Consider the following 21,530-nt stretch of genomic DNA (forward strand, 5'->3'; position numbering starts at 1 on the left):
TCTACTGAGTGGAAGCAGGGGGGCATATGGCCGGCGGCGCACGCGACCTGGGGCGTTCCGTGGCGTCCCGGGTGCTGGCCATCCTCGGCGCCTTCGACGCCCACCACCCGCGGCTCACGCTCACGGAGATCGCCGGACGGACCGGCATGGCGCTGAGCACCGTCCACCGGCTCGTCGCGGAGCTGGAGGAGTGGCGCGCCCTGCGCCGCGGCGCCGACGGGCGCTACCAGATCGGCCGCCGCCTGTGGGAGCTGGGACAGCTCGCCCCCGACCCGCTGCAGGAGGTGGCGCACCCCTGGCTTCAGGAGCTGTTCGGCGGCACCGGGGAGAACGTCCACCTGGCGGTGCGCGACGGGGTCGAGGTGCTCTACGTCGACAAGGTGTACGGCAAGCGGGCCGTGCCGATCGTGTCGCGGACCGGCTCGCGCCTGCCCATGCACCCGACCGGCGTCGGCAAGGCGCTGCTGGCCTTCGAGCCGGGCTGGTTCGTCAGCTCCTATCTGTCCCGGCCGCTGGAGCGGCCGACCCCGCACACCATCACCGAGCCGGGCCGGCTGGCCCGCGAGCTGTCCCAGGTGCGCGCCCAGGGATACGCCACGACGCACGAGGAGATGACGCTCGGCTCCTGCTCGGCGGCCGCGCCGGTGCTGGTCGGGGACCGGCCCGTCGCGGCCGTCGGCATCGTGGTCTCCTCCAGGCGGGTGCGCGAGCTGCCTCGCCTGGTCGATCCGCTGCTGGCCGTCGCGGCCCGCATCGCCGGCGACTACCGGGCCGCCGTCACCCGGGCGTGACGGGTCGCCGGCTCGGCGGTGTCGGCCGGCTCCGCTGAGTCGTCGCCCGGATCCTCCCCTGTGGGACTTTCGTCCCTGCTGAACGGCCCGTGGGCGGCCGTACTGTAAGTGAGAAGGGGCGAACGGGCGAGGGGGACGCCGTGGACGCCGTCGTGATCGACTCTCTCGAACCCCTGGTCGGCGAGCTGCGGTCCCGGGGTTACGCCGTCGTGGGACCGGTGGTGCGCGAGCGCGTCATCCGCTTCGAGGAGATCGCGTCGGCCGACCGGCTCGCCAGGGGCTGGACCGACGTCCAGGAGCCGGGACGCTACCGCCTGGCCGAAGGCGCCGGCGACATGATCTTCTCGTTCGCGGCGAGCCCCGACTCCGCCAAGCGCTACACCCAGCCGCCCCGGCAGACGCTGTTCCGCATGCGCGGCGAACAGATCGAGGAGGCGGAGGAGGACGCCCCGCGGGTCGCCCTGCTCGGCGTGCGGGCCTGCGACCTGGCCGCGATCGCCGTGCAGGACCGGGTCTTCCTCGGCGGCAGGCATCCCGATCCGGCCTACCTGCGCCGGCGGCGGGCCCTGCTGCTGGTCGCGGTCAACTGCGCCGTGCCGGGCGGGACCTGCTTCTGCGTCTCCATGCGCACAGGCCCCCGGGCCACCACCGGGTTCGACCTCGCGCTCACCGAGCTGGCCGCGCCGCACCGGTTCACGGTGGAGACCGGCAGCGAGCGGGGCGAGCAGATCGTCGCGGCGCTGCCGCACCGGCCCGCCTCTGCCGAAGACCTGGCGGCCTCCGCCGAGGTGTCCCGCGAGGCCGCCGAGCACATGGGCCGCCAGGTGGAGACCGAGGGCATCCAGGAACGGCTGTCGGCGCACGACTCGCCGCGCTGGGCGCAGGTCGGCGCGCGCTGCCTCACCTGCACCAACTGCACGATGGTCTGCCCCACCTGCTTCTGCACCACGGTCGAGGACGCCACGTCGTTCACCGACGGCACGGCCGAGCGCATCGAGCGCTGGGACTCCTGCTTCACACTGGACTTCTCCGAGGTCAACGGGACGCCCGTGCGCGGCTCGAACGCCGGCCGCTACCGCCAGTGGCTCACCCACAAGTTCTCGACCTGGATCGACCAGTTCGGCATGTCGGGCTGCGTCGGCTGCGGGCGCTGCATCACCTGGTGTCCCGTGGGCATCGACGTCACCGAGGAGCTGGCGAACCTGCCATGATCGGCGGCCCGCACCCGATGACGCCGGCGCCCTACCGCGTGCGGTCCCGCCGTCCCGACCGGGTCGACACCGTGACCCTCACGGTGGAGCCGTTGCGCGGAGACTGCCCGCCGTTCCACCCGGGCCAGTTCACCATGCTGTACGCCCCCGGCGTGGGGGAGATCGCGGTCTCGATCAGCGGGAGGGCCCGCTCCGGCGGCTACACGCAGACGATCAGGGCCGTGGGCGCCGTCAGCGCCGCCCTGTGCGGCAAGCGGCCCGGCGACGTCGTCGGCGTGCGGGGGCCGTACGGCCAGGGCTGGGGCCTGCGCGCCGCGGCGGGTCTCGACGTGGTGGTGGCCGCGGGCGGGCTGGGCCTCGCCCCGCTCCGGCCGGTCGTGCGGGCGCTGCTCCGGCACCGGATCAGGTACGGCCGGATCAGCGTGATCGCCGGCAGCCGGGTTCCCGGCCTGCTCCTCTATCCGAGGGACCTGGACCGCTGGACCCGGCAGGGCGCCGACGTCAAAGTGATCGTGGACCACCCCGACCACACCTGGCGGGGACCGGTCGGACTGGTCACCCGGCTGATCGACCGGATCGTCTTCGAGCCGCGCCGCACGTACGCCTTCGTGTGCGGGCCCGAGGCGATGATGCGGGAGACGGCGGCGGAGCTGGTGCGGCGCGGCGTCGCCCCCGGCCGGGTGGAGCTGTCGCTGGAGCGGAACATGAAGTGCGCGGTGGCCCGCTGCGGCCACTGCCAGTTCGGCCCGCTGTTCGTCTGCGAGGACGGACCGGTGCTGCGGTGGGACCGCGCGGCGCCGATGCTCGCCGTCCCGGAGCTGTGAGGGGGTCGCGGTGGTGGACAGGGCGCCACGGCTGGCCGTGTGGAAGTTCGCCTCGTGCGACGGGTGCCAGCTCACCTTCCTCGACTGCGAGGACGAGCTGCTCGCCGTGGCGGCCCGGGTGGAGATCGCCTACTTCCTGGAGGCGTCCAGCGCCCCCGGGCCCGGCCCGTACGACCTGTCGCTCGTGGAGGGGTCGATCACCACGCCCGAGGACCTGGAGCGGATCAGGCACGTGCGGCACGTGTCGAAGCGCCTGGTCACCATAGGCGCGTGCGCCACCGCCGGGGGCATCCAGGCGCTGCGCGACTTCGCCGACGTCAAGGAGTTCGCCTCGGTCGTCTACGCCCGGCCCGACTACATCGCCACCCTCGACCGCTCGACCCCGATCGCCGCCCACGTGCCGGTCGACTTCGAGCTGCGCGGCTGCCCGCCGGACCGGCGCCAGCTGCTCGAAGTGATCTCGGCGTTCCTCGCCGGGCGGCGGCCGGTCGTGCCCGCGCACAGCGTGTGCGTGGAGTGCAAGGCCAGGGGCAACGCCTGCGTGACGGTCGCGCACGGCACGCCGTGCCTGGGGCCGGTCACCCAGGCCGGCTGCGGGGCGCTGTGCCCGGCCTTCAACCGGGGGTGCTACGGCTGCTTCGGGCCGATGGAGAGCCCCAATCACGCCTCGCTGAACCACTGGATGCGCGGCCTCGGGATGAGCACCCCCGAGCTGGTGCGGATTTACCGGACCTACCACGCCACCGCCGAGCCGTTCCGGAGGGCGGCGGAGGAGGCGCAGGAGTCCGGGGAGGGGGAGGAGTGACGCACAAGACGGTGCGGATCGGGGCCCTGACCCGGGTCGAGGGCGAGGGCGCGCTGGTGGTGCACGCCCGCGACGGCCGGATCACCGGCCTGGAGCTGCGGATCTACGAGCCGCCCCGGTTCTTCGAGGCGATGCTGCGGGGCCGGGGCCACACCGAGCCGCCCGACATCACCGCGCGCATCTGCGGCATCTGTCCCGTCGCGTACCAGATGAGCGCCTGCCAGGCGATCGAGGCGGCCTGCGGGGCCGAGGTCACCGGGCCGCTGCGCGACCTGCGGCTGCTGCTGTACTACGGCGAGTGGATCGAGTCGCACGCGCTGCACGTCTACCTGCTGCACGCGCCCGACTTCCTCGGCTACGACAGCGGCGTCGCGATGGCCGCCGACGGCCGCGACCTGGTGGAGCGCGGGCTCGAACTGAAGAAGGCGGGCAACGAGCTGATCACCGTGATCGGCGGGCGGCCCATCCATCCGGTCAACGTCAAGGTGGGCGGCTTCTACCGGGCGCCGGCCCGGCGCGAGCTCGCCCCCGCCGCCGAGCGGCTGCGCCGCGCCCGCGACCACGCCCTCGCCACCGTCGCCTGGGTCGCGGGGTTCGACTTCCCCGACGTCGAGCACGACTACCGGTTCCTCGCGCTGCGCCACCCCGGCGAGTACGCCATCCTGTCCGGCACGGTCGTCACCGGCGACGGACACGGCCCGGTCTCCGGCTTCGAGGTGGCACGGTGGCCGGACCACGTGATCGAGGAACAGGTGCCGCACTCCACGGCGCTGCACGCCCGGCTCGACGGCGCGACCGGCTACCTCACCGGCCCCCTGGCCCGCTACGCGCTCAACTCGGCGCGGCTGTCCCCGCTCGCCCGGGAGGCGGCCGCCGCCGCAGGACTCGGTCCCGTCTGCCGCAACCCCTACCGCGCCATCGTCGTGCGGGCCGTGGAGATCCTGCACGCGTGCGACGAGGCGCTGCGCCTTCTCGACGGGTACGCCGAGCCGGAGCGGCCGTGCGTGCCGGTCGAGCCACGGCCGGGCGTCGGCCACGGCGCGTCGGAGGCCCCGCGCGGCACGCTCTACCACCGCTACCGGCTCGACGACGGCGGACTGGTCGCCGAGGCCGACATCGTGCCGCCCACCGCGCAGAACCAGGCGCGCATCGAGGCGGACCTGCGCGACCTGCTGGCCCCGCGCCTCACCCTGCCCGAGGACGAACTGGCCGCTCTGTGCGAGAAGGCGATACGCAACCACGACCCCTGCATCTCCTGCTCGGCCCACTTCCTCGACCTCCGGGTGAACCGTGGGTGAGAGCGTGGTCATCGGCCTCGGGAGCGATCTGCGCGGCGACGACGCGGCGGGCCTGGAGGTGGCCCGGCTGCTGCGGGGCACGCTGCCGCCGTCCGTCGCGGTGGTGGAGAACGCCGGAGACCCGGCGGCGCTGGTGGAGGCGTGGTCGGGCGCGGCGCTCGCGATCGTGGTCGACGCCGTCTCCTCCGGCGCTCCGCCCGGCACCGTGCATCTGCCCGTGCATCGGCCCGTGCATCTGCCCCTGCCCGTGCACCCGTCCGTACGGGCCGGGTCTCACTCTCTCGGACTGGCCGACGCGGTCGAGCTGGGACGCGCCCTCGGCCGCCTGCCGGACGAGCTCGTCGTCGCCGGCATCGAGGGCGGCGACTTCACCCCCGGGGCGCCGATGACCCCGCCGGTCCTGGCCGCGGTCCGCCGTATGGCGGATGACCTGCGGAAACGGCTGTCTCGGGAACGGCCTGGCAGACCTCGAACGTGACCCGCGGCGGCACCCGCAGCGTGGTGCAGACGGCGCAGTGCTCCAGGACCGACAGGAGCGAGGCACGCAGCCCCGCGGGCAGGCCGGGAGCCTCCACCGACAGCTCGATGGAGTCGATCCGACCGGGGCAGACATCCAGGGCGTAGCGCACGGTCACGCTCACCCCGGCGGGCAGCTGGCGCTGGCGCAGGTAGCGTTCGGCGCAGCAGGCGACGCCGGCGGCCACGCTGCCCACGAACAGCTCCGCCGGAGTGGGGCCGGTGTCGCTCCCGCCGACGTCCGCGGGCTGGTCGGCGCGGACCACGTGGCGCCGAATCCGGACGTCGAACCGGTCGGCTCCATGCCAGGCGACCCGGATGACACCGTCACGCGGCTCACTCATGGCGCACCCCCGCGTCCGATTCGGCTCTATCCGAGTATGTCCGCGGCCGGCGGCGGGTGGGCGCATACGGAGCGTAAGAAGCCGGTCGCGACCTGGCAAAGAACAGGAGCCCGGAGTGCCCCGGTTTGCGACACTCCAACTGTGGGGGACATGCGTGGCGCCGACGGGGGAGCGGACCATGATCCCGCAGACGCACCTGGACGGGCTGCTGGCCGAACTGCACACGAGGCTGCAGGCGGTCCTGTCGACGCGTGACCGGGTCCACGCGTTGCTGGAGGCGGTCGTCTCGGTGGGCGGGGACCTCGATCTGGAGACCGTGCTGCGCCGGATCGTCGAGACCGCCGCCACGCTGGTCGACGCCAGATACGGCGCGCTCGGCGTGATCGGGGAGGACAACACCCTCGCCCGCTTCGTCCCGGTGGGGCTGAGCGAGGCGGAGATCGCCGGGATCGAGCACTGGCCGCACGGCCTGGGCCTGCTCGGGCTGCTGATCAAGGAACCCCGGCCGCTGCGGCTGCCCCGCATCTGCGACCACCCCGAGTCGTACGGCTTCCCGCCCGGCCATCCTCCCATGGCGGGCTTCCTCGGCGTGCCCGTCCGGGTCCGTGGCCAGGTGTTCGGCAACCTCTACCTGACGGAGAAGCGCGGGGGAGGCGAGTTCGACGAGGACGACGAGGCGATCGTCGTGGCCTTCGCCAGCGCCGCAGGGGTCGCGATCGAGAACGCCCGCCTGTACGAGGACACCCGCCGCAGGGAGACCTGGCTGCAGGCGTCGGCGGAGATCACGAGGCGCCTGCTGTCCGGCGCCGAGACGCCGCGGGTGCTGACGCTGATCGCCCGCCGTGCCCGGCGGATGGCCGACGCCGACGCGGTGGCGATCCTGCTGCCGGAGGACGGCGGCCGGACGCTGCGGGTCGCGATCGCGGACGGCGTGCCCATCCCGGCCCGGGTGCGCCGGCTGCCGGTGGAGGGCTCGCTGGCCGGGCAGGCGTTCGTCCGCGCGGAGCCCCGCGTGGTCACCGACCTGGGCGACACCGACCTGCGCACAGCGGTCGGGGAGACGGGCGCGGCGTGCGCCGTGCCGCTGGGGGGCCCGGGAGCGGTGCGCGGGGTGCTGTCGCTGGGCAGGCGGCCCGGCCGCGTCCCGTTCAGCCGCGCGGAGGTGTGCATGGTCCACTCCTTCGCCGGGCACGCGGCCGTCGCGCTCGAACTGGACGAGGCACGCAGGGACGCCGAGCGGCTCGGCCTGCTGGAGGACCGCGACCGCATCGCCAAGGACCTGCACGACGTGGTCATCCAGCGGCTGTTCGCGGTCGCGATGACGCTGACGGGCGCCGCGCGGCTCGTGGAGCATCCGGAGGCGGCCGCTCGGCTGCGGACCGCGATCGACGAACTCGACGGCACGATCCGGCAGATCCGCTCCACGATCTTCGCCCTGCGGACCCCGGCCGGCGCCCCCGGGCTGCGCGCCCGGCTCGTCGAGCTGGTCGAGGGCGCCCGGGAGCCCCTCGGCTTCATGCCGGCCCTCTGCATGGACGGGCAGCTCGACACCCGCGTGCCCGCCCCGGTCGGGGAGCATCTGCTGGCCGTGGCGCGGGAGGCGATCTCCAACGTGGTGCGGCACGCCCACGCCACCCGCGCCACCGTCGCCGTGCGCCTGGACAAGGACAGGCTGACCCTGCTCGTGGAGGACGACGGGGTCGGCATCCCGGCGCGGGGACGCCGCAGCGGCCTGCGCAACCTGAGCGACCGCGCCGAGAGCCTGGGCGGGTCGTGCGCCGCCGAGGCCCGCGCCGCCGGGGGAACCCGCCTGTGCTGGAGCGTCCCGCTGCCGGCGACGCCGTGAGGAGGCGCCGTGTGGAGACGCCGTGAGGAGGCATCGCGCCATGACCGAGCCGTTCAGTGATTCCGTCGTCGACCCCGTTGCCGAGCCGGTCGTGGTCGGCACCGACGGGTCCGCCGGGGCGACCCAGGCGGTGAAGTGGGCGGCCGACCACGCCGATCTGCGGGGCCTGCCCCTGCGGGTGGTCCACGCCGTCGAGCGCCTGCCGTACGACGTCCCGCGCTATCCCATCCCCGACAGCTACGACAGGCTGGCACCCTCAGGCAGTCAGATCCTCGACCATGCCGAGCGGGTCGCCCGGGACCGGCGGCCCGGCCTCGACGTGACGACGGAGCTGGCCGAGGGGCGTCCCGGCCGCATCCTGCGCGACCAGGCCGCCCGCGCCGCCGAAGTGGTGATGGGCAGCCACGGCGCGGGCGGCTTCCCCGGCATGCTGCTCGGGTCGGTGGGCAACCAGGTCGCCGGGCACGTGGCCGTGCCGGTCGTCGTCGTACGCCCGGCGCCGCCGGGGGCGGTGGCCGAGATCGTGGTGGGGTTCGACTGCTCGGAGGCGTCCGGGCCCGCCCTGGCGTACGCGTTCGAGGAGGCACGGCGGCGCGGCCACCGGGTGCGGATCGTCTGCGCCTGGGAGCCGCCGGTGCCGTACGGGCCCGCGATCGCCATGGACCTGGACGAGATGCGGCAGGCCGCGGAGGACTACGCGCGCGGCGAGCTGCAGCCGTGGCAGGGCGGGTACGCCGAGGTCAAGACCGAGCTGGACATGGTCCGCGCCCATCCGGTCTCCGCGCTCATCGACGCGTCGTCCCGGGCCGCCCTGCTCGTCGTCGGCTCCCACGGCCGCAACGCCTTCACCGCGGCCGTGCTCGGCTCGGTGAGCCGCGCCGTGCTCGCCCACGCGCACTGTCCGGTCGCCGTGGTGCGAGGGGCCCGGTCGTGAGCGGAGCGGCAGGGTGATGAGTCACCCGAGGAGGCGGGCCGGCCGCACCCCCGGGACCGTCCGCTCCAGCAGGTCGGCCACGTGCCCGGGGCCCTGGCCCTCGGGACCCAGCAGGTCGATCTCGCCGTCGCGCACGAGCACCTCCCAGGAGGTCTCCGAGGGGTAGCGCTCGCGCAGGGCGGCCAGGACGGCCTCGCGCAGCTCGTCGTCCGACCTGGCAAGCAGCGCCATGAGGTCGCGGCGGCTGACTATCCCGACGACCCGCTCGTCGCGCAGCACCGGCACGCTCTTGACCCTCTTGGCGATCATGAGGTCCGTCAGCACCCGCGCGTCCGTGGTCTCCTCGACCGTGCTCACCTGGCGCGACATGACGTCTCCCACGGCGCGGGCCGCCGAGACGCCCGGCGCGAACGCGCCGCACAATAGGTCGATCTCGCTGACCATCCCGACCAGCTCGCCGTGCTCCCCGAGCACGGGGGCGGCTGTGATGTCGTGGTCGTACAGCACCCGGATCGCCCGCCGCACGGAGTCGTCGGGGCGCAACGTGATCGCAGGGCTGCGCATGACCTCACCGGCCAGCATGGTCCACCTCCCGCGTCCGTCGCCGTCGTGGTCACCGCACGGTGATTCCACCGCCGCCATCCCACCGCCGCCATTCCACCGCCGCCCGGGCCGTACGGGCAGGTGCCGGAGGTCCCCGGCGGTCGGGTCTTTGGGCCCGTGCGACGCCTGCGCCCGGGTGGTCGGATAGAGGTGGCCCGATCCAGGGCGCGCCGCCCGCGGGGAGGAACGATGACCGTAGAAGCCATGACCGCCGCCGACGTGATGAGCAGGGTGCTCGTGACCGTGAAGCCGGACGAGTCGCCGCTCATGGCCTGGGAACTCATGCGCCGCGGGTCGATGCATCACCTGCCCGTGGTGGATTCGAATTCCCGCATCATCGGCGTGCTCACGCGAGAGGACATCGCGGCCCACTGGTCGGGCGGACCGGCGGAGCAGTCGAGCAGCCAGGTGCGCCAGTTGTTGTCCGGGCGCAGGTGCCCGCACGTGCCGCCCGACTCCTCGCTCCCCGCCGTGGCGGCCGTCATGCTGGAGTCGGGGGTGGACGTCGTCCCGGTCATCGGGGCCTCCGGCGCCCTGCAGGGTCTCGTCACCGTGACCGACGTGCTCGTGGCGGTCGCGGGCAGGCGGGGGGCCGCGCCCCCGCACGAGGAGGTGTCGGCCGGGATGTTCCGCCTGGAGCCGGTGCTGCCGCCCAAGCCCTCCCGGACGGCCGAGGACCAGCGGCAGGGGCCGTGACCCCCGGTCGTGACTCTTGGGGGACCGCGTGCAGAATAAGGGCATGTTCCGCACGGTGGTGATCTTCAAGTGAGTGCCCGTATCGACCATGCCGTCACGTCGGGCACCTTCAGCCTGGACGGCCAGACCTTCGACGTCGACAACAACGTGTGGGTGCTCGGCGACGACGCCGAGTGCGTGGTGTTCGACGCGCCCCACGACGTCAAGGCGATCACGGACGTGATCGCGGGCCGGCGCGTCCTGGCCATCCTCGCCACCCACGCCCACGACGACCATGTGCGGGTCGCGCCGGACCTGTCGGAGGCCACCGGGGCGCCCGTCCTGCTGCACCCGGCCGACCTGCCGGTCTGGCGGCTCACCCACCCGGATCGCGAGCCCGGCGGCACGCTGTCCGACGGGCAGGTCATCGAGGTCGCCGGAACCCGCCTCGAAGTGCTCCATACTCCCGGGCACGCTCCCGGCGCCTGCTGCTTCCACGCGCCCGACCTGGGCGTCGTCTTCACCGGCGACACCCTGTTCCAGGGCGGTCCCGGTGCGACCGGGCGCTCGTTCTCCGACTTCGGCGTGATCATCGACTCGATCCGCGACCGCCTGCTGGTCCTGCCGCCCGAGACGGTCGTCCACACCGGCCACGGCGACAGCACGACGATCGGCGCGGAGCTGCCGCACCTCGACGAGTGGATCCGCCGGGGCCACTGACACCCGGGCCTCGCGCGGGGGTCTTGACGATCAGACGTCCCGCGGTTGACACTCACGAAACCGACTCAAGCCGCCCCCGACCCGACGGGGGCGGCGTGGGTTTCATGGTGTTAACGCTAACAAGGACGGTGGTCCCGAGCCGCCGGCCGGGAGAGACGATGCACAGCCGCACCACCCCCCCACGACGCCTCCCTCGCCTCCTTCGCCTCGCCCTCGCGGCGGTCGCCGCGCTGTCCCTGGCGGCGGCCCCGCTCACGACCCCGGCGCACGCGGCCGGCGCGGCGGATCCGTCCGGTCTGCTGCTGCGGTACACGTTCGACGAGACGGGCGGCACCGTCGTCCACGACGTCTCAGGCCACGGCAACGACGGCGGCTACGAGCGGACGCCCGCCTTCGGCCAGGGCGTCGAGGGCGGCTCGTTTGCAATGGCCGGAGGGGCGTCCTCGTCCGCCACCGCACCGTACGTGAAGATCCCGAACGGCGTGCTGAAGGGCCGCGACAGCGTCACCGTCGCCACATACGTGAAGTGGAACGCCTCAACGACGGTGAACCAGTGGCTGTACGGCCTCGGCCCGGACAGCACCAAATATCTGTTCACCTCGCCGTACAACGGCGGCAAGATCCTCTACTCGGCGATCACGACGGGCGGCTGGCAGGCCGAGTCGAAGCTGTCCGGGGGCTCGGCCCTGCCGGGCGGCGCCTGGAAGCACGTCGCGGTGACCGTCGACGGCGACAGCAGGACGGCCGTCATGTACCTCGACGGCATCGAGGTGGCGCGCGCGGCCGACGTGCCGGTCAAGCCCTCCGACCTGTACGACGCGACCAAGGACTACACGGGCTACATCGGGAAGTCGCTCTACTCGGCCGACCCCTACTTCGCCGGTGAGGTGGACGACTTCCGGATCTACGACCACGCGCTGTCGGCGACCGAGGTGCTCCAGATCTCCGGCAACACGGCGGCGGTCGGCGCGGCCACGCTGCCCGAGCTCAAGGTCCCGGCGATCGTGGACGGCACGAACGGCAGGATCGTCCTGCCGGTGAAGGAGGGCACCGACCTCACCCGGCTCGCGCCCGCGTTCACCCTGGTGCCGGGGGCGGGCATCAGCCCGGCCTCCGGCACCGTGCGCGACCTGTCCGAGCCGGTCACCTACACCGTCACCGGGTCCGACGGCGCCCGGCGGACGTGGACGGTCGAGGCACGGGTGATGAAGAGCCCCGTGATCCCCGGCCTGTACGCCGACCCGAACATCGCCGTGTTCGGCGACACGTTCTACATGTATCCGACCACCGACGGCTTCGCCGGCTGGAGCGGCACGCAGTTCCACGCGTTCTCGTCCAAGGACCTGGTCCACTGGACCGACCACGGCGTCGTCCTCGACCTCGGGCCCGACGTGACCTGGGCCGACAACAGCGCCTGGGCGCCGACGATCGCCGAGCGGAACGGCACGTACTACTTCTACTTCAGCGGCGGGATGGCCACCGGCAACACCGGCAAGCACCTCGGCGTCGCCGTGTCCGACTCGCCGACCGGGCCGTTCAGGGACGCCCTGGGCAAGCCGCTGGTGGCGGCCGGGACCTACAGCGGCCAGATGATCGACTCGGACGTGTTCGTCGACGACGACGGCCAGGCGTACCTCTACTGGGGCAACGGCAACTCCTACCAGGTGCCGCTGAACGACGACATGGTGTCGTTCGACCCCGCGAAGGTGAAGACGTACAAGCCGAGCGGCTACAACGAGGGCTCGTTCGTCTTCAAGCGCGGCGGGATCTACTACTTCATGTGGTCGGAGAACGACACGCGCGACGAGAACTACCAGGTCGCGTACGCCACCGGAGCCTCGCCGCTCGGCCCGTGGACCAAGCGGGGCGTGATCCTGCAGAAGGACCCGTCCCTCGGGATCAAGGGCACGGGTCACCACTCCGTCGTACGGGTGCCCGGCACCGACGACTGGTACATCGCCTATCACCGCTTCGCCGTCCCCGGCGGCGACGGCACCCACCGGGAGACCACGATCGACCGGATGGAGTTCGACGAGAACGGCCTGATCAAGAAGGTCGTGCCCACGCTGGAGAGTGTCGACCCGGTGTCGGTCGCGAACGCCGGGCCGGACGCCAAGGGCGGCGAGGGGTCCCCGATCCGGCTGGCAGGGTCGGCCGGCGGCGCGGCCAAGTGGAGCTACGAGGCCGACGCGGGCGTCGACTCCGGCGCGACCTGCTCCTTCTCGGATCCCGGGGCCGCCGAAACCGCCGTCACCTGCAGCGACGACGGGACCTACACCGTCACGCTGACCTCCGGCCGCAGCCGCGACACCGCGAAGGTGACCGTCGCCAACGCCGCTCCAGAGGCCGGGGACGTCGTCACACCCGCCGGTCCGGTCGAGGCAGGCACGCGCGTGACCCTCTCGGTCCCGGCCGGCGACCGGGGCGCGAACGACGAGCTCACGTGCGCGGTGGACTGGAAGGACGGAACCACCTCGTCCGGCGCGGTCACCGGCGGGACGTGCACGGCCCGCCACACCTATGCGAAGCCGGGCGTCCACGAGCCCGCCGTCACCGTGGCCGACGACGACGGCGCGACCGCCACGGCGACCGGCCGTCCGGTGGTCGTGTACGACCGGGACGCCGGCTTCGTCACCGGCGGCGGCTGGATCGACTCGCCCTCCGGCGCCTACCGGGCCAACCCCGCGCTGACCGGCATGGCCACCTTCGGGTTCGTGGCCAAGTACGCGAAGAAGCCGGCGGGGAAGGACTACGCCGCTCCGACCGGGAGCACGACCTTCTCATTCCAGGCCGGGCGCCTGAACTTCCAGTCCACGGCGTACGACTGGCTCGTGGTCTCGGGCGGAGAGATCCGCTACCGCGGCATCGGAACGGTCGGCGGCGCCGGGAGGTACGGCTTCGAGGTCGTCGCCCGCGACGGCGACACCCGCGACGGGGACGGCGTGGACCGCTTCGCCGTCCGGATCTGGGACGAGAAGACCGGCGACGTGATCTACCAGAACGGAGCCGGTGACGCGGCTCGCGGCAGCGTCGTCGTCCACGCGAAGTAGTGCGGCTTATCGCGCCACCCGGACGCCGGTGACGGTGAAGCGCTCGACCTCCGCCACGTGGCCGCCGGTGCTGGCGACGAGGGTGAGCGTCCGGCCCGGGGCCGCGCGGAAGGTCACGGTGGCGGACCAGGGGACGTCGTCCCCTCCGGCCGAGACGCAGCAGCGCCCGCCGAGGGGGCGGGCGCTCCCGGTCGCGCGCACGTCCACGCGGATGCTCTCGTCCACTCCGGTGATCCTGCCGCCCACCGTGACGGGTGAGGACACGAGGGCGCCGTACCTGGGAGTGGTGAGGGAGAAGGTGGTGTCGTCGGTGCCCACCACCTCCCACGGCGCGTCCGGCCCGGTGCCGAACCTGACCAGGTGGATGACGGCGGCGATGCCGGGCCGCCCGCCGCCCTCGCCGCGGATGCCGACCGAGACGCGGGCGTCCCCGGCGGTCACCGTACGCTTGACGACCTGGTCGACGCCTGTGAAGCCCAGGAATCCCTGGGTGAAGGAGAGCGCGGTCTGTTCCGCGTCCAGGTGCCAGGGCTGGTGGCCGCCCGAGCGGTAGCTCTCCTGCCAGTCCCGCACCTGTTTCTCGTCGGCGAACGGCCACAGCGGCTGGTAGCGGCCCGCCACGAGGGAACCCGCAGAGGGGGTGGGGGCGGTGGCCGCCGGGCCGCTCTCCACCGGGCTGCTCTGTTGGACGGTTCCTGCGCCGCTCTGTTGGACGGTTCCCGGGCCGGTTCCGCACGCGCCCGCCAGCAGGCCGAGCGCGGCCAGCACGGCGGGCGCCCATCGGGCACGGCCCGCCCGGCCGTTTGTTACGCCGCCAGTCACGATGCGCGCTCCCGCTCCGAGAGGTTCCTTGACTGAGAGCATGCCCGGCCGGATGTCAGGCATTCCCTAGCGGCACTTGCCCCGCAGCCAGGCGCGGTATTCCTTGGGGTAGTTCGTCATGACGCTCCCCGGCGACTGGTTGAGCACGGCCTGCCACTGGGACACGTTGCCCTTCCAGGAGGGAGCGGGCTCGGTCCAGTGGACGCTGTCGGTCCACCGGCCGGCGGATCCCTTCAGCAGGGTGGGGTGGCGCTCGGCCAGCTCGCTCTGGATCGAGGGGTCGTTGGAGTAGACCAGGATCCGCTGCTTTCCCTGGCGTTCCCTGATCGGGTCGGAGATCTCCTTCCATCCCTGCGCCGCGAACCTGGGGTTCGTCAGGACGGGCTTGGTCTCGGGCTTGATCTCCAGGAGTGCGACCAGTCCGAGGGAGCGCGCCCGGTCGAGCCACTGCCGCAGCGAGTAGACCCGCTCGCCCTGGTAGGGCCCCCGGATGATGCGGCGGCCGGCCAGGTTCCCCGCGCCGTACGTCCACCAGATGTCGGTCAGTTTCTGCTGCGTGCCGGTCAGCCCGTGAGTGGTGCTGTTGTGCCACATCACGGCCTTGGTCCCCTCCTTGGTGAGCTGGACGTCGGCCTCGACACCGTCGGCTCCCCAGGACTTCTGGTCGTCGAGCCCCCGCATGGTGTTGGGCTGGCGCATCTGATCCTTGGCCCAGCCGTTCGCACCCTCGGGGTAACCCCCGTGCCCGAACACCAGCGGGCAGCGCGGCAGCGCGCTCGCCCCGGACGCCGTGGCGGGCGCGACGCCCACCGTCGCGCCCGTGGCGATGACGGCCGCCGCCGCGCACAGAGCAGTCGTGATCCTCATCGTCCAACCCCCGAGATCGCCTGTGTCGTCAGCGCGGCATCGTATTGGCATGGTGATCGGGAGATCAAGAAACGGCCGGACGTGCTCGACGGGCCAGAGGCGGGTGTTAGCGATAACAGCGGGTGTGGCGACAGTCGAGTTTTCCGGCGCGAGACCTTGACCAGAGACGATGCGAACGCTAACAATCGGCCCGCGACCCCCTGCTCGCTGAAGGAGATCTTCGTGCTCCAGGCACAGCTGACCATCGACCCCGCCCACCGGGTGGCTCCCGTACGGCGCCGCACGTTCGGCACGTTCGTCGAGCACCTCGGCCGCTGCGTCTACACCGGCATCTACGAGCCGGGCCACCCCACGGCGGACGCGGAGGGGTTCCGCGGCGACGTGCTCGCGCTCACCCGCGAACTCGGCGTGACCACCGTGCGCTACCCCGGCGGCAACTTCGTCTCCGGCTACCGCTGGGAGGACGGCGTCGGCCCGCGCGAGCGGCGCCCCCGGCGGCTCGACCTCGCCTGGCACAGCACCGAGACCAACGAGATCGGGGTCGACGAGTTCGTCCGGTGGACCCGCGTGGCCGGCCTGGAGCCGATGATGGCGGTCAACCTCGGCACCCGCGGCGTGCAGGAGGCCCTGGACCTGCTCGAATACTGCAACATCCCGTCCGGCACCGCGCTGTCGGACCTGCGGGTCGCCAACGGCGCCAAGGAGCCGCACGACATCCGCATGTGGTGCCTGGGCAACGAGATGGACGGCCCCTGGCAGATCGGGCACAAGACCGCCCACGAGTACGGCAGGCTCGCCGCCGAGACCGCCCGGGCCATGCGCATGGTCGACCCCGGTCTCGAGCTGGTGGCCTGCGGCAGCTCCGGCTCCTCCATGCCGACCTTCGGCACCTGGGAGGCGACCGTCCTCGAGGAGACCTACGACCTGGTCGACCACATCTCCTGCCACGCCTACTACGAGGAGAAGGACGGCGACCTCGGTGGTTTCCTGGCCTGCGCCACCGACATGGAGCACTTCATCTCCACGGTCGTCTCCACGGCCGACCAGGTGGGGGCCAAACTCGGCTCCCGCAAGAAGATCTCCGTCTCCTTCGACGAGTGGAACGTCTGGTACCTGAGCCGCGTCCAGGCGGCGGAGGCCGGGCAGGACTGGCCGGTCGCGCCGCCGCTCCTGGAGGACCACTACCACCTCGCCGACGCCGTGGCCTTCGGCAGCCTGCTCATCACGCTGCTGCGGCACAGCGACCGGGTCTCGGCGGCCTGCATGGCCCAGCTCGTGAACGTGATCGCGCCCATCATGACCGAGCCGGGCGGCCGGGCCTGGCGGCAGACGACCTTCCACCCGTTCGCGCAGGCGACACGGCACGCCAAGGGCGACGTCGTGCGGGTCGAGCCCGTCTGCCCGACGTACCAGACGGCCGAGTTCGGCGAGGTGCCCGTGCTCCACGCGGTCGCCACCCAGGACGAGGCGGGCACGACGCTGTTCGCGGTGAACAGGTCGACGACCGAGCCGCTGGAGCTGGAGCTCGACGCGGGGCCGCTGGGCGCAGGTGGAGGCGCCGTGCGGATCGCCGAGGCGACGACGCTCACCCATGAGGACGTGTACGCCCGCAACACCGCCGACGACCCCGATCGGGTGGCACCCCGTCCCAACACCGACCACCGGAGCGATCCGCTCCGGATCGTGCTGCCGCCGGTCTCCTGGAACGTGATCAGGCTCTCGAGGGCCTGACCGGCGACCGCCTCAGACACCCTCTCGACCTGGGGGAACAGCGCCCCCGGGCCGTCCTGGCCAGGCTCCTGGCCGTGCGAGGGGCCGTCGTCCCCACGGAGACTGTACGGCGACACGCCTCCCCACGAGGGGCGGGCCACGCTGCACGCCTACCTCTCCGATCTGCGCCGCCTCATCGAGCCGGGCGGGGGCCACGTCCCCCCGCCCGGCTCCTCCTTGTCGGGCCGAGGAGCGGGGCTCGCCCGACCTGGTGCGGGAGACCTTCTCGCGGACACACCGCCGCTGCGGAAGGCGGCGTTCCACCGCGCCAAGGGAGTAGCCTCCGCGTTCATCAGCCGCTCTCCGTGGGGGTGTCGTCCTTCTCCCACCGCAGTTCGTCCACGACGTCGACGACGCCGCTGACCCTGCGCGTCATGCGTACGACGATCCGCGCGGCGCTGTGCCGGTCCATCCGGCCGGTGAGCGTCACCACGCCGTGGTGGACGTGGACGCCCACCCTGGAGGTGTCGGCCCACAGGCTCCGGCCGAGGATCTCCCCGCGCACCTCGCGCTCGATGTCGCCGTCCGCGCGTACGAACGTCTTGAGCAGGTCGTGGCGGCTGACGATGCCCCGCAGCCGGCCCTCGGCGTCCACGACGGGCAGCCGCTTGACCCCGTGCTCGTCCATCAGGCGGGCGGCCGCGACCGTGGTCGTGCCGGCGGTGACCGTGACGGCGGGGGAGGTCATCAGGTCGGCGGCCGTCTCACCGGCCGCCTTCGTTCGCGCCCCGCCCTCCTGGCCGAGGCGGGCGCGCAGCCACGCGCGCAGGGGCGGCCGGTAGCCCTCGCGGTAGTACTGCTCTCTGAACTCCTCCTTGCGCAGCAGGTCGGACTCGGATACGACGCCGATCACACGGCCCTCCCCGTCCACGACGGGAACGGCGCCCACGGCGCGGGCGATCAGCACTTCGGCGATGTCTCTGAACGGCGTGCCGGCGTGGACGGACGCGACGTCCGTGGTCATGACGTCCTGCACCTTCATGTGCACGGCGGCCTCCCTTCCGGTCGCGGGGCGCCGCCTTTCTCTTCGGGGGAGCGGCCCGTGACTTCCATCCCATCTCCGGGCCGGGGCCTACGGGCAGGGCCGAAGGTCCCGCCGCCGTTCCGGCGTTCCGCGCCGGGCCCGGGCGCGTCGGGCGGGCGGAAGTCCCTCCGCTTGAGGACTTTCGTCTGCTGCGCCGTGGGCAGCGGACACGGTGCGATGGTGGCCGGGAGCACCAACCCCCGGACGTCCGCGTACCGCTTGAGCACAGGAGGAGAAGTACATGGCCGGACAGATCGTCGTCGCCGTCGACGGATCGAAGCCAGCGGCGGCGGCGCTGGAGTGGGCGGCGGACGACGCGCGGCGCCGGGGGGCCGCCCTGAGGATCGTCCACGTGCGAGAGCCGTGGGCGCACGAATACCCGTTCCACGCCGTCGAAGGCTTCGCACAGTCCTACAGCGAGTTCTGCGAGGGCGTGCTCGCGGCGGCCGCCGCCCGCGCCCGCGAGATCGCCCCCGGCCTGGAGTTGACCACGGAGCTCGCCGAGGGAACGGTCGTCGAGACCCTGCGCGCCGGGTCGGCCGGTGCCGACGCCCTCGTGGTCGGCAGCCGGGGGATGGGCGGCTTCTCCGGCCTGGTCCTGGGCTCCGTCGGCCTCGGCCTGGCCGGTCACGCGGAGGTCCCTGTCGTGGTGGTGCGCAAACCGCACCGGGACGAATACCACGAGGTCGTCGTCGGCTTCGACGGATCACCTCATTCGGAGGCGGCTCTGCAGTTCGCCTTCGAGGAGGCCCGGGCGCGGCACGGGCGGGTGCACGCGGTGTACGCCTGGGAGATGCCGGTGTTCTCGCCCTTCGCGATCGGATACGGAACGGCACTCGAGGAGATATTCGACAACGAATGCCGGGCGGCGCGGCTGCGGCTCGCGCCGTGGCGCGACAAGCACCCGGACGTCCCGCTTGTCGAGTCGTCGGTCTGCGGCCACCCGGTCCCGGCGCTGGCCGACGCCTCGCTCGTCGCCGACCTCGTGGTCGTCGGTTCCCGTGGACTCGGCGGCGTGCGCGGCGCGTTGATCGGCTCGGTCAGTCACGCCGTGCTGCACCGCGCACACTGCCCCGTCGCGGTCGTACGGCCCCGCGACGGCGAGCGCTGAGGCTTCGGGCAGGGCCCTCAGCGCTCGCCGTCGGGCACGCGCCAACGGCAATATGCGCGCCGAAGGACCATACGTAAGGCTGCGCAAATACCGTTTTTTTCCTCATATGTCGGGCGCTGAATCTACAATGTAAAGGCGCCATGCTGGTCTCGCTCTATCTGGCCTTCGGCGAGGGCGACTGCAATGGAATCGCGCCAGATGGACATTCGTCATTATGCGAACTATCTCGACATGCAAGCTTTGCCTGTAACTCCAACTAATCGTCTCTGCCGGTTGCTTCGGCTGGAGAGACGCTAAATAATTAATACAGGCTTTCGAATTCCGCGAGGGGGTGTGATGGATCTTCTTGACTCCGATCCTGACCGCCCTCGTCGTTCGAATCGTGCTGATGACGGCTGGTGGGATCGGTTGATCGCCGATTCGCCCTTGTGGTCATCGGAGGGCTCGCTCGCTCACGACGATTGTCCCGTCGGTGACGCGGCCCGGGACGAAGCGGCCACCGGCGCTACCGGGAGCAATGCCGCCGACGGCCAGGGCATGAGTGGCAGTGCCGGCGGTGCCGGGTCCAACGGCGTCCGTGGTGCTGATGCCGTCGATGGTGGCGCTGCAGATGCTGGAACAGGCACCGGGAATGCCGGTGGTCGTGGGCCGGCTGCCGGTCGGGACAGCCGGGAGAAGGGCCGGTCGTCGTGGGTGTTGGTGGGTTCTCTTCGTGAGTCGGCGCAGGCGTTGGCGTTGGCGGCGTTGCCGGACGATGCGGATATCTGTCTTGCTGAGGCTGAGGAGTTGTTGTTCGCGCGGGATCGGATCACCTCCGCGTTGGCGGATCGGGTGGGGCGGGTGCATGGTGCGGGGCAGGCCAAGGAGCATGGGCATGCCTCGACCCGTAGTTGGTTGCGCGCCGCCGCGGGGATGAGCGTCGCGGGTGCGGGCCGCTTGCTGACCTTGGCGGTGGAGTTGGCGCGTCTGCCCCGGGTGCGGGAGAAGTTCGCTGAGGGCGGGTTGGCGGCGGGGGTGGTGGAGGCGATCTGCACGGCCACCGCCCGGTTGAGTGACGAGCACGCCGCCTTGGCCGAGCCGATCCTGCTGGAGCTGGCGGGCAAGGCGGGGGCGGCGGAGGTGGCCAAAGCCGGCCGCTACCTGCGGGCGGTGCTCGACCCCGACGGGGAGGACCGCGACGAGCAGGCCGACTACGCGCGGCGGTTCCTGCGGGTCCGCCCCACCCGGGGCGGCGGGCTGGAGGGAGAGTTCTACCTGCCGCGCGAGGCGGCCGCCCGGCTGCGGGCGCTGCTGGATGCGTATGCCAAGCCGCGCGCTGAAGGTGATGACCGGCCGCTGCGAGTGCGTAACGCGGATGCGTTCATCGCGCTGCTGGAGGAGAAGATCGCCACCGAACTCCTCGTCCTGGTCAACGCCGAATCCCTCCCCACCGACCCCGACCCCACCGATCCCAGCACGGGCCACCCCGCCGACGGGAACGACACCGAAAACACCGGGGACTGCGCCCCCAGCGATGCCGAGGCAACGGCGGGTGCCGGTTCGCAGACAGATGCCGGTGCCGATGCAGCCGCTAGCGCCGCTGCCGAAAGCGCCGACCGTGCCACCACCGCACCCTGCGACGAAAAGGCCGGCGCCCCCGGAGCCGGTGAGCGCGGGACCCATGACAGTGGGGCCCGTGAGAGTGGGGCCCGTGAACAGCAGGCCGGTGGACACCAGGCCGGCGGGCGCGACACCGCGAGCACCGCCTCGGTAAAGGGCGTCGCCAGCGCACCCATACAGGGCGCGGGCTGCGACCCTGCCGAGCAGGACAGCGCCCCCACGGTGGCAGAGAACGGCGCCCCTGGTAAAGCGGAGGCCACCGACCCTGAATGGACTGATCAGGCGGCCGACGCCCGGTTTTCGGGCGGCGGTAGCAAGGGTCCGCACGAAGCGCCTCCGAATACAGCGCGGCCGGATCCTCCTCCCGAGGACCCCGCTGCGCATCACGCCCACGCCGGACATCGGCCTGCGGGGGACCGCTGCCATGGGCAGACCACGCGTGAAGGTCACGGTCACGAGCACCGGGGACACGGCGAGGGCGGATGCGGGTGCGACAACACCGCGCGGTGCTCGTGCGCAGCGCCGCCATGGCCACCGGGAGCGGTGCCAGGAGCGGTGCCAGGAGCGTCACCGGGGGCGGTGTTGGGGACGGTGCCGGGGTTGTTGCTGGCGACCGGGCAGATGCTGCCGGTCTCCAGCGTGCACCGCCTTGCCCGCACCAGCACCCTGGTACGGCTGGTCATGGACGCCGAGGGGCAGGTGCTCGACATGGGCCGCAAG

The 21,530-nt window shown here is 72.5% G+C and carries 19 protein-coding genes; 14 read left to right on the plus strand and 5 right to left on the minus strand.

Annotated elements, in window-relative coordinates; translation table 11 throughout:
- The first annotated feature begins 26 nt into the window (after window positions 1-26).
- The 6 genes from FLW16_RS32785 (at window position 27) to FLW16_RS32810 (ending at window position 5,407) form a co-directional block, all read left to right on the plus strand.
- Window positions 27-791: an IclR family transcriptional regulator gene (locus FLW16_RS32785; RefSeq protein ID WP_142563999.1), complete on the plus strand. Its 765-nt coding sequence runs from the start codon at window positions 27-29 to the stop codon at window positions 789-791.
- 140 nt (window positions 792-931) lie between these two features.
- A complete protein-coding gene (locus FLW16_RS32790) occupies window positions 932-2,002 on the plus strand; it encodes a 4Fe-4S dicluster domain-containing protein (protein WP_142564000.1) in 1,071 nt (356 codons plus the stop codon).
- Complete coding sequence (locus tag FLW16_RS32795; protein ID WP_260615822.1) at window positions 1,999-2,826, plus strand: FAD/NAD(P)-binding protein; 828 nt, start codon at window positions 1,999-2,001, stop codon at window positions 2,824-2,826. Before FLW16_RS32790 ends, FLW16_RS32795 begins: the two co-directional genes overlap by 4 nt.
- A gap of 10 nt (window positions 2,827-2,836) precedes the next feature.
- Complete coding sequence (locus FLW16_RS32800) at window positions 2,837-3,631, plus strand: oxidoreductase (RefSeq protein WP_221891403.1); 795 nt, start codon at window positions 2,837-2,839, stop codon at window positions 3,629-3,631.
- Window positions 3,628-4,929, plus strand: a complete 1,302-nt coding sequence (locus FLW16_RS32805; protein WP_142564001.1) for a Ni/Fe hydrogenase subunit alpha — start codon at window positions 3,628-3,630, stop codon at window positions 4,927-4,929. Before FLW16_RS32800 ends, FLW16_RS32805 begins: the two co-directional genes overlap by 4 nt.
- Complete coding sequence (locus tag FLW16_RS32810) at window positions 4,922-5,407, plus strand: hydrogenase maturation protease (protein ID WP_142564002.1); 486 nt, start codon at window positions 4,922-4,924, stop codon at window positions 5,405-5,407. The genes FLW16_RS32805 and FLW16_RS32810 overlap by 8 nt, the downstream gene beginning before the upstream one ends.
- Here the strand turns inward: FLW16_RS32810 and FLW16_RS32815 are convergent.
- Window positions 5,298-5,789: an OsmC family protein gene (locus FLW16_RS32815; protein ID WP_185949695.1), complete on the minus strand. Its 492-nt coding sequence runs from the start codon at window positions 5,787-5,789 to the stop codon at window positions 5,298-5,300. The two genes, FLW16_RS32810 and FLW16_RS32815, sit on opposite strands and share 110 nt — an antisense overlap.
- Before the next feature lie 178 nt (window positions 5,790-5,967).
- Between FLW16_RS32815 and FLW16_RS32820 the strand changes: the two genes are divergently transcribed.
- Entirely contained in the window at window positions 5,968-7,635 is a 1,668-nt protein-coding gene (locus tag FLW16_RS32820; protein WP_142564004.1) for a GAF domain-containing protein, read from the plus strand.
- Between the two features lie 40 nt (window positions 7,636-7,675).
- The gene (locus tag FLW16_RS32825) at window positions 7,676-8,569 is read left to right on the plus strand and encodes a universal stress protein (protein WP_142564005.1); all 894 of its coding nucleotides are present in this window, start codon (window positions 7,676-7,678) and stop codon (window positions 8,567-8,569) included.
- A gap of 21 nt (window positions 8,570-8,590) precedes the next feature.
- On the opposite strand, the gene FLW16_RS44045 is transcribed toward FLW16_RS32825, so the two are convergent.
- Window positions 8,591-9,151, minus strand: a complete 561-nt coding sequence (locus FLW16_RS44045; RefSeq protein ID WP_185949696.1) for a CBS domain-containing protein — start codon at window positions 9,149-9,151, stop codon at window positions 8,591-8,593.
- Window positions 9,152-9,361: 210 nt separating this feature from the next.
- Between FLW16_RS44045 and FLW16_RS32835 the strand changes: the two genes are divergently transcribed.
- The 3 genes from FLW16_RS32835 to FLW16_RS46040 all read left to right on the plus strand — a co-directional run bounded on the left by FLW16_RS32835 (window position 9,362) and on the right by FLW16_RS46040 (window position 13,617).
- On the plus strand, window positions 9,362-9,868 hold the full coding sequence (locus FLW16_RS32835; RefSeq protein ID WP_142564009.1) for an HPP family protein: 507 nt from the start codon (window positions 9,362-9,364) through the stop codon (window positions 9,866-9,868).
- Between the two features lie 69 nt (window positions 9,869-9,937).
- Window positions 9,938-10,567 carry an MBL fold metallo-hydrolase gene (locus tag FLW16_RS32840; protein ID WP_139572270.1) on the plus strand — a complete coding sequence of 210 codons (630 nt, stop codon included), beginning with the start codon at window positions 9,938-9,940 and terminating at the stop codon, window positions 10,565-10,567.
- A 158-nt stretch (window positions 10,568-10,725) separates the two neighbouring features.
- Window positions 10,726-13,617: a family 43 glycosylhydrolase gene (locus FLW16_RS46040; RefSeq protein WP_221891404.1), complete on the plus strand. Its 2,892-nt coding sequence runs from the start codon at window positions 10,726-10,728 to the stop codon at window positions 13,615-13,617.
- Window positions 13,618-13,623: 6 nt separating this feature from the next.
- Here FLW16_RS46040 and FLW16_RS32850 read toward each other — a convergent pair whose 3' ends face one another.
- Together FLW16_RS32850 and FLW16_RS32855 are read right to left on the minus strand one after the other, a co-directional pair.
- Window positions 13,624-14,439: a Gmad2 immunoglobulin-like domain-containing protein gene (locus tag FLW16_RS32850; protein WP_221891405.1), complete on the minus strand. Its 816-nt coding sequence runs from the start codon at window positions 14,437-14,439 to the stop codon at window positions 13,624-13,626.
- A gap of 66 nt (window positions 14,440-14,505) precedes the next feature.
- Complete coding sequence (locus FLW16_RS32855; RefSeq protein ID WP_142564013.1) at window positions 14,506-15,306, minus strand: glycerophosphodiester phosphodiesterase family protein; 801 nt, start codon at window positions 15,304-15,306, stop codon at window positions 14,506-14,508.
- 222 nt (window positions 15,307-15,528) lie between these two features.
- Here FLW16_RS32855 and FLW16_RS32860 point away from each other — a divergent pair, with 222 nt between their 5' ends.
- Window positions 15,529-17,037, plus strand: coding sequence for an alpha-N-arabinofuranosidase (locus FLW16_RS32860; protein WP_142564015.1), 1,509 nt, complete (start codon window positions 15,529-15,531; stop codon window positions 17,035-17,037).
- 331 nt (window positions 17,038-17,368) lie between these two features.
- On the opposite strand, the gene FLW16_RS32865 is transcribed toward FLW16_RS32860, so the two are convergent.
- Window positions 17,369-18,058, minus strand: coding sequence for a CBS domain-containing protein (locus tag FLW16_RS32865; protein WP_185949699.1), 690 nt, complete (start codon window positions 18,056-18,058; stop codon window positions 17,369-17,371).
- A gap of 283 nt (window positions 18,059-18,341) precedes the next feature.
- Here FLW16_RS32865 and FLW16_RS32870 point away from each other — a divergent pair, with 283 nt between their 5' ends.
- Window positions 18,342-19,211, plus strand: coding sequence for a universal stress protein (locus FLW16_RS32870; protein WP_142564020.1), 870 nt, complete (start codon window positions 18,342-18,344; stop codon window positions 19,209-19,211).
- A 336-nt stretch (window positions 19,212-19,547) separates the two neighbouring features.
- Window positions 19,548-21,530 (plus strand): DUF222 domain-containing protein (locus tag FLW16_RS32875; RefSeq protein WP_142564022.1); only part of this gene is annotated, 1,983 nt, incomplete at its 3' end.

It is taken from the genome of Microbispora sp. KK1-11, assembly GCF_006874435.1.
GTDB lineage: Bacteria > Actinomycetota > Actinomycetes > Streptosporangiales > Streptosporangiaceae > Microbispora > Microbispora catharanthi.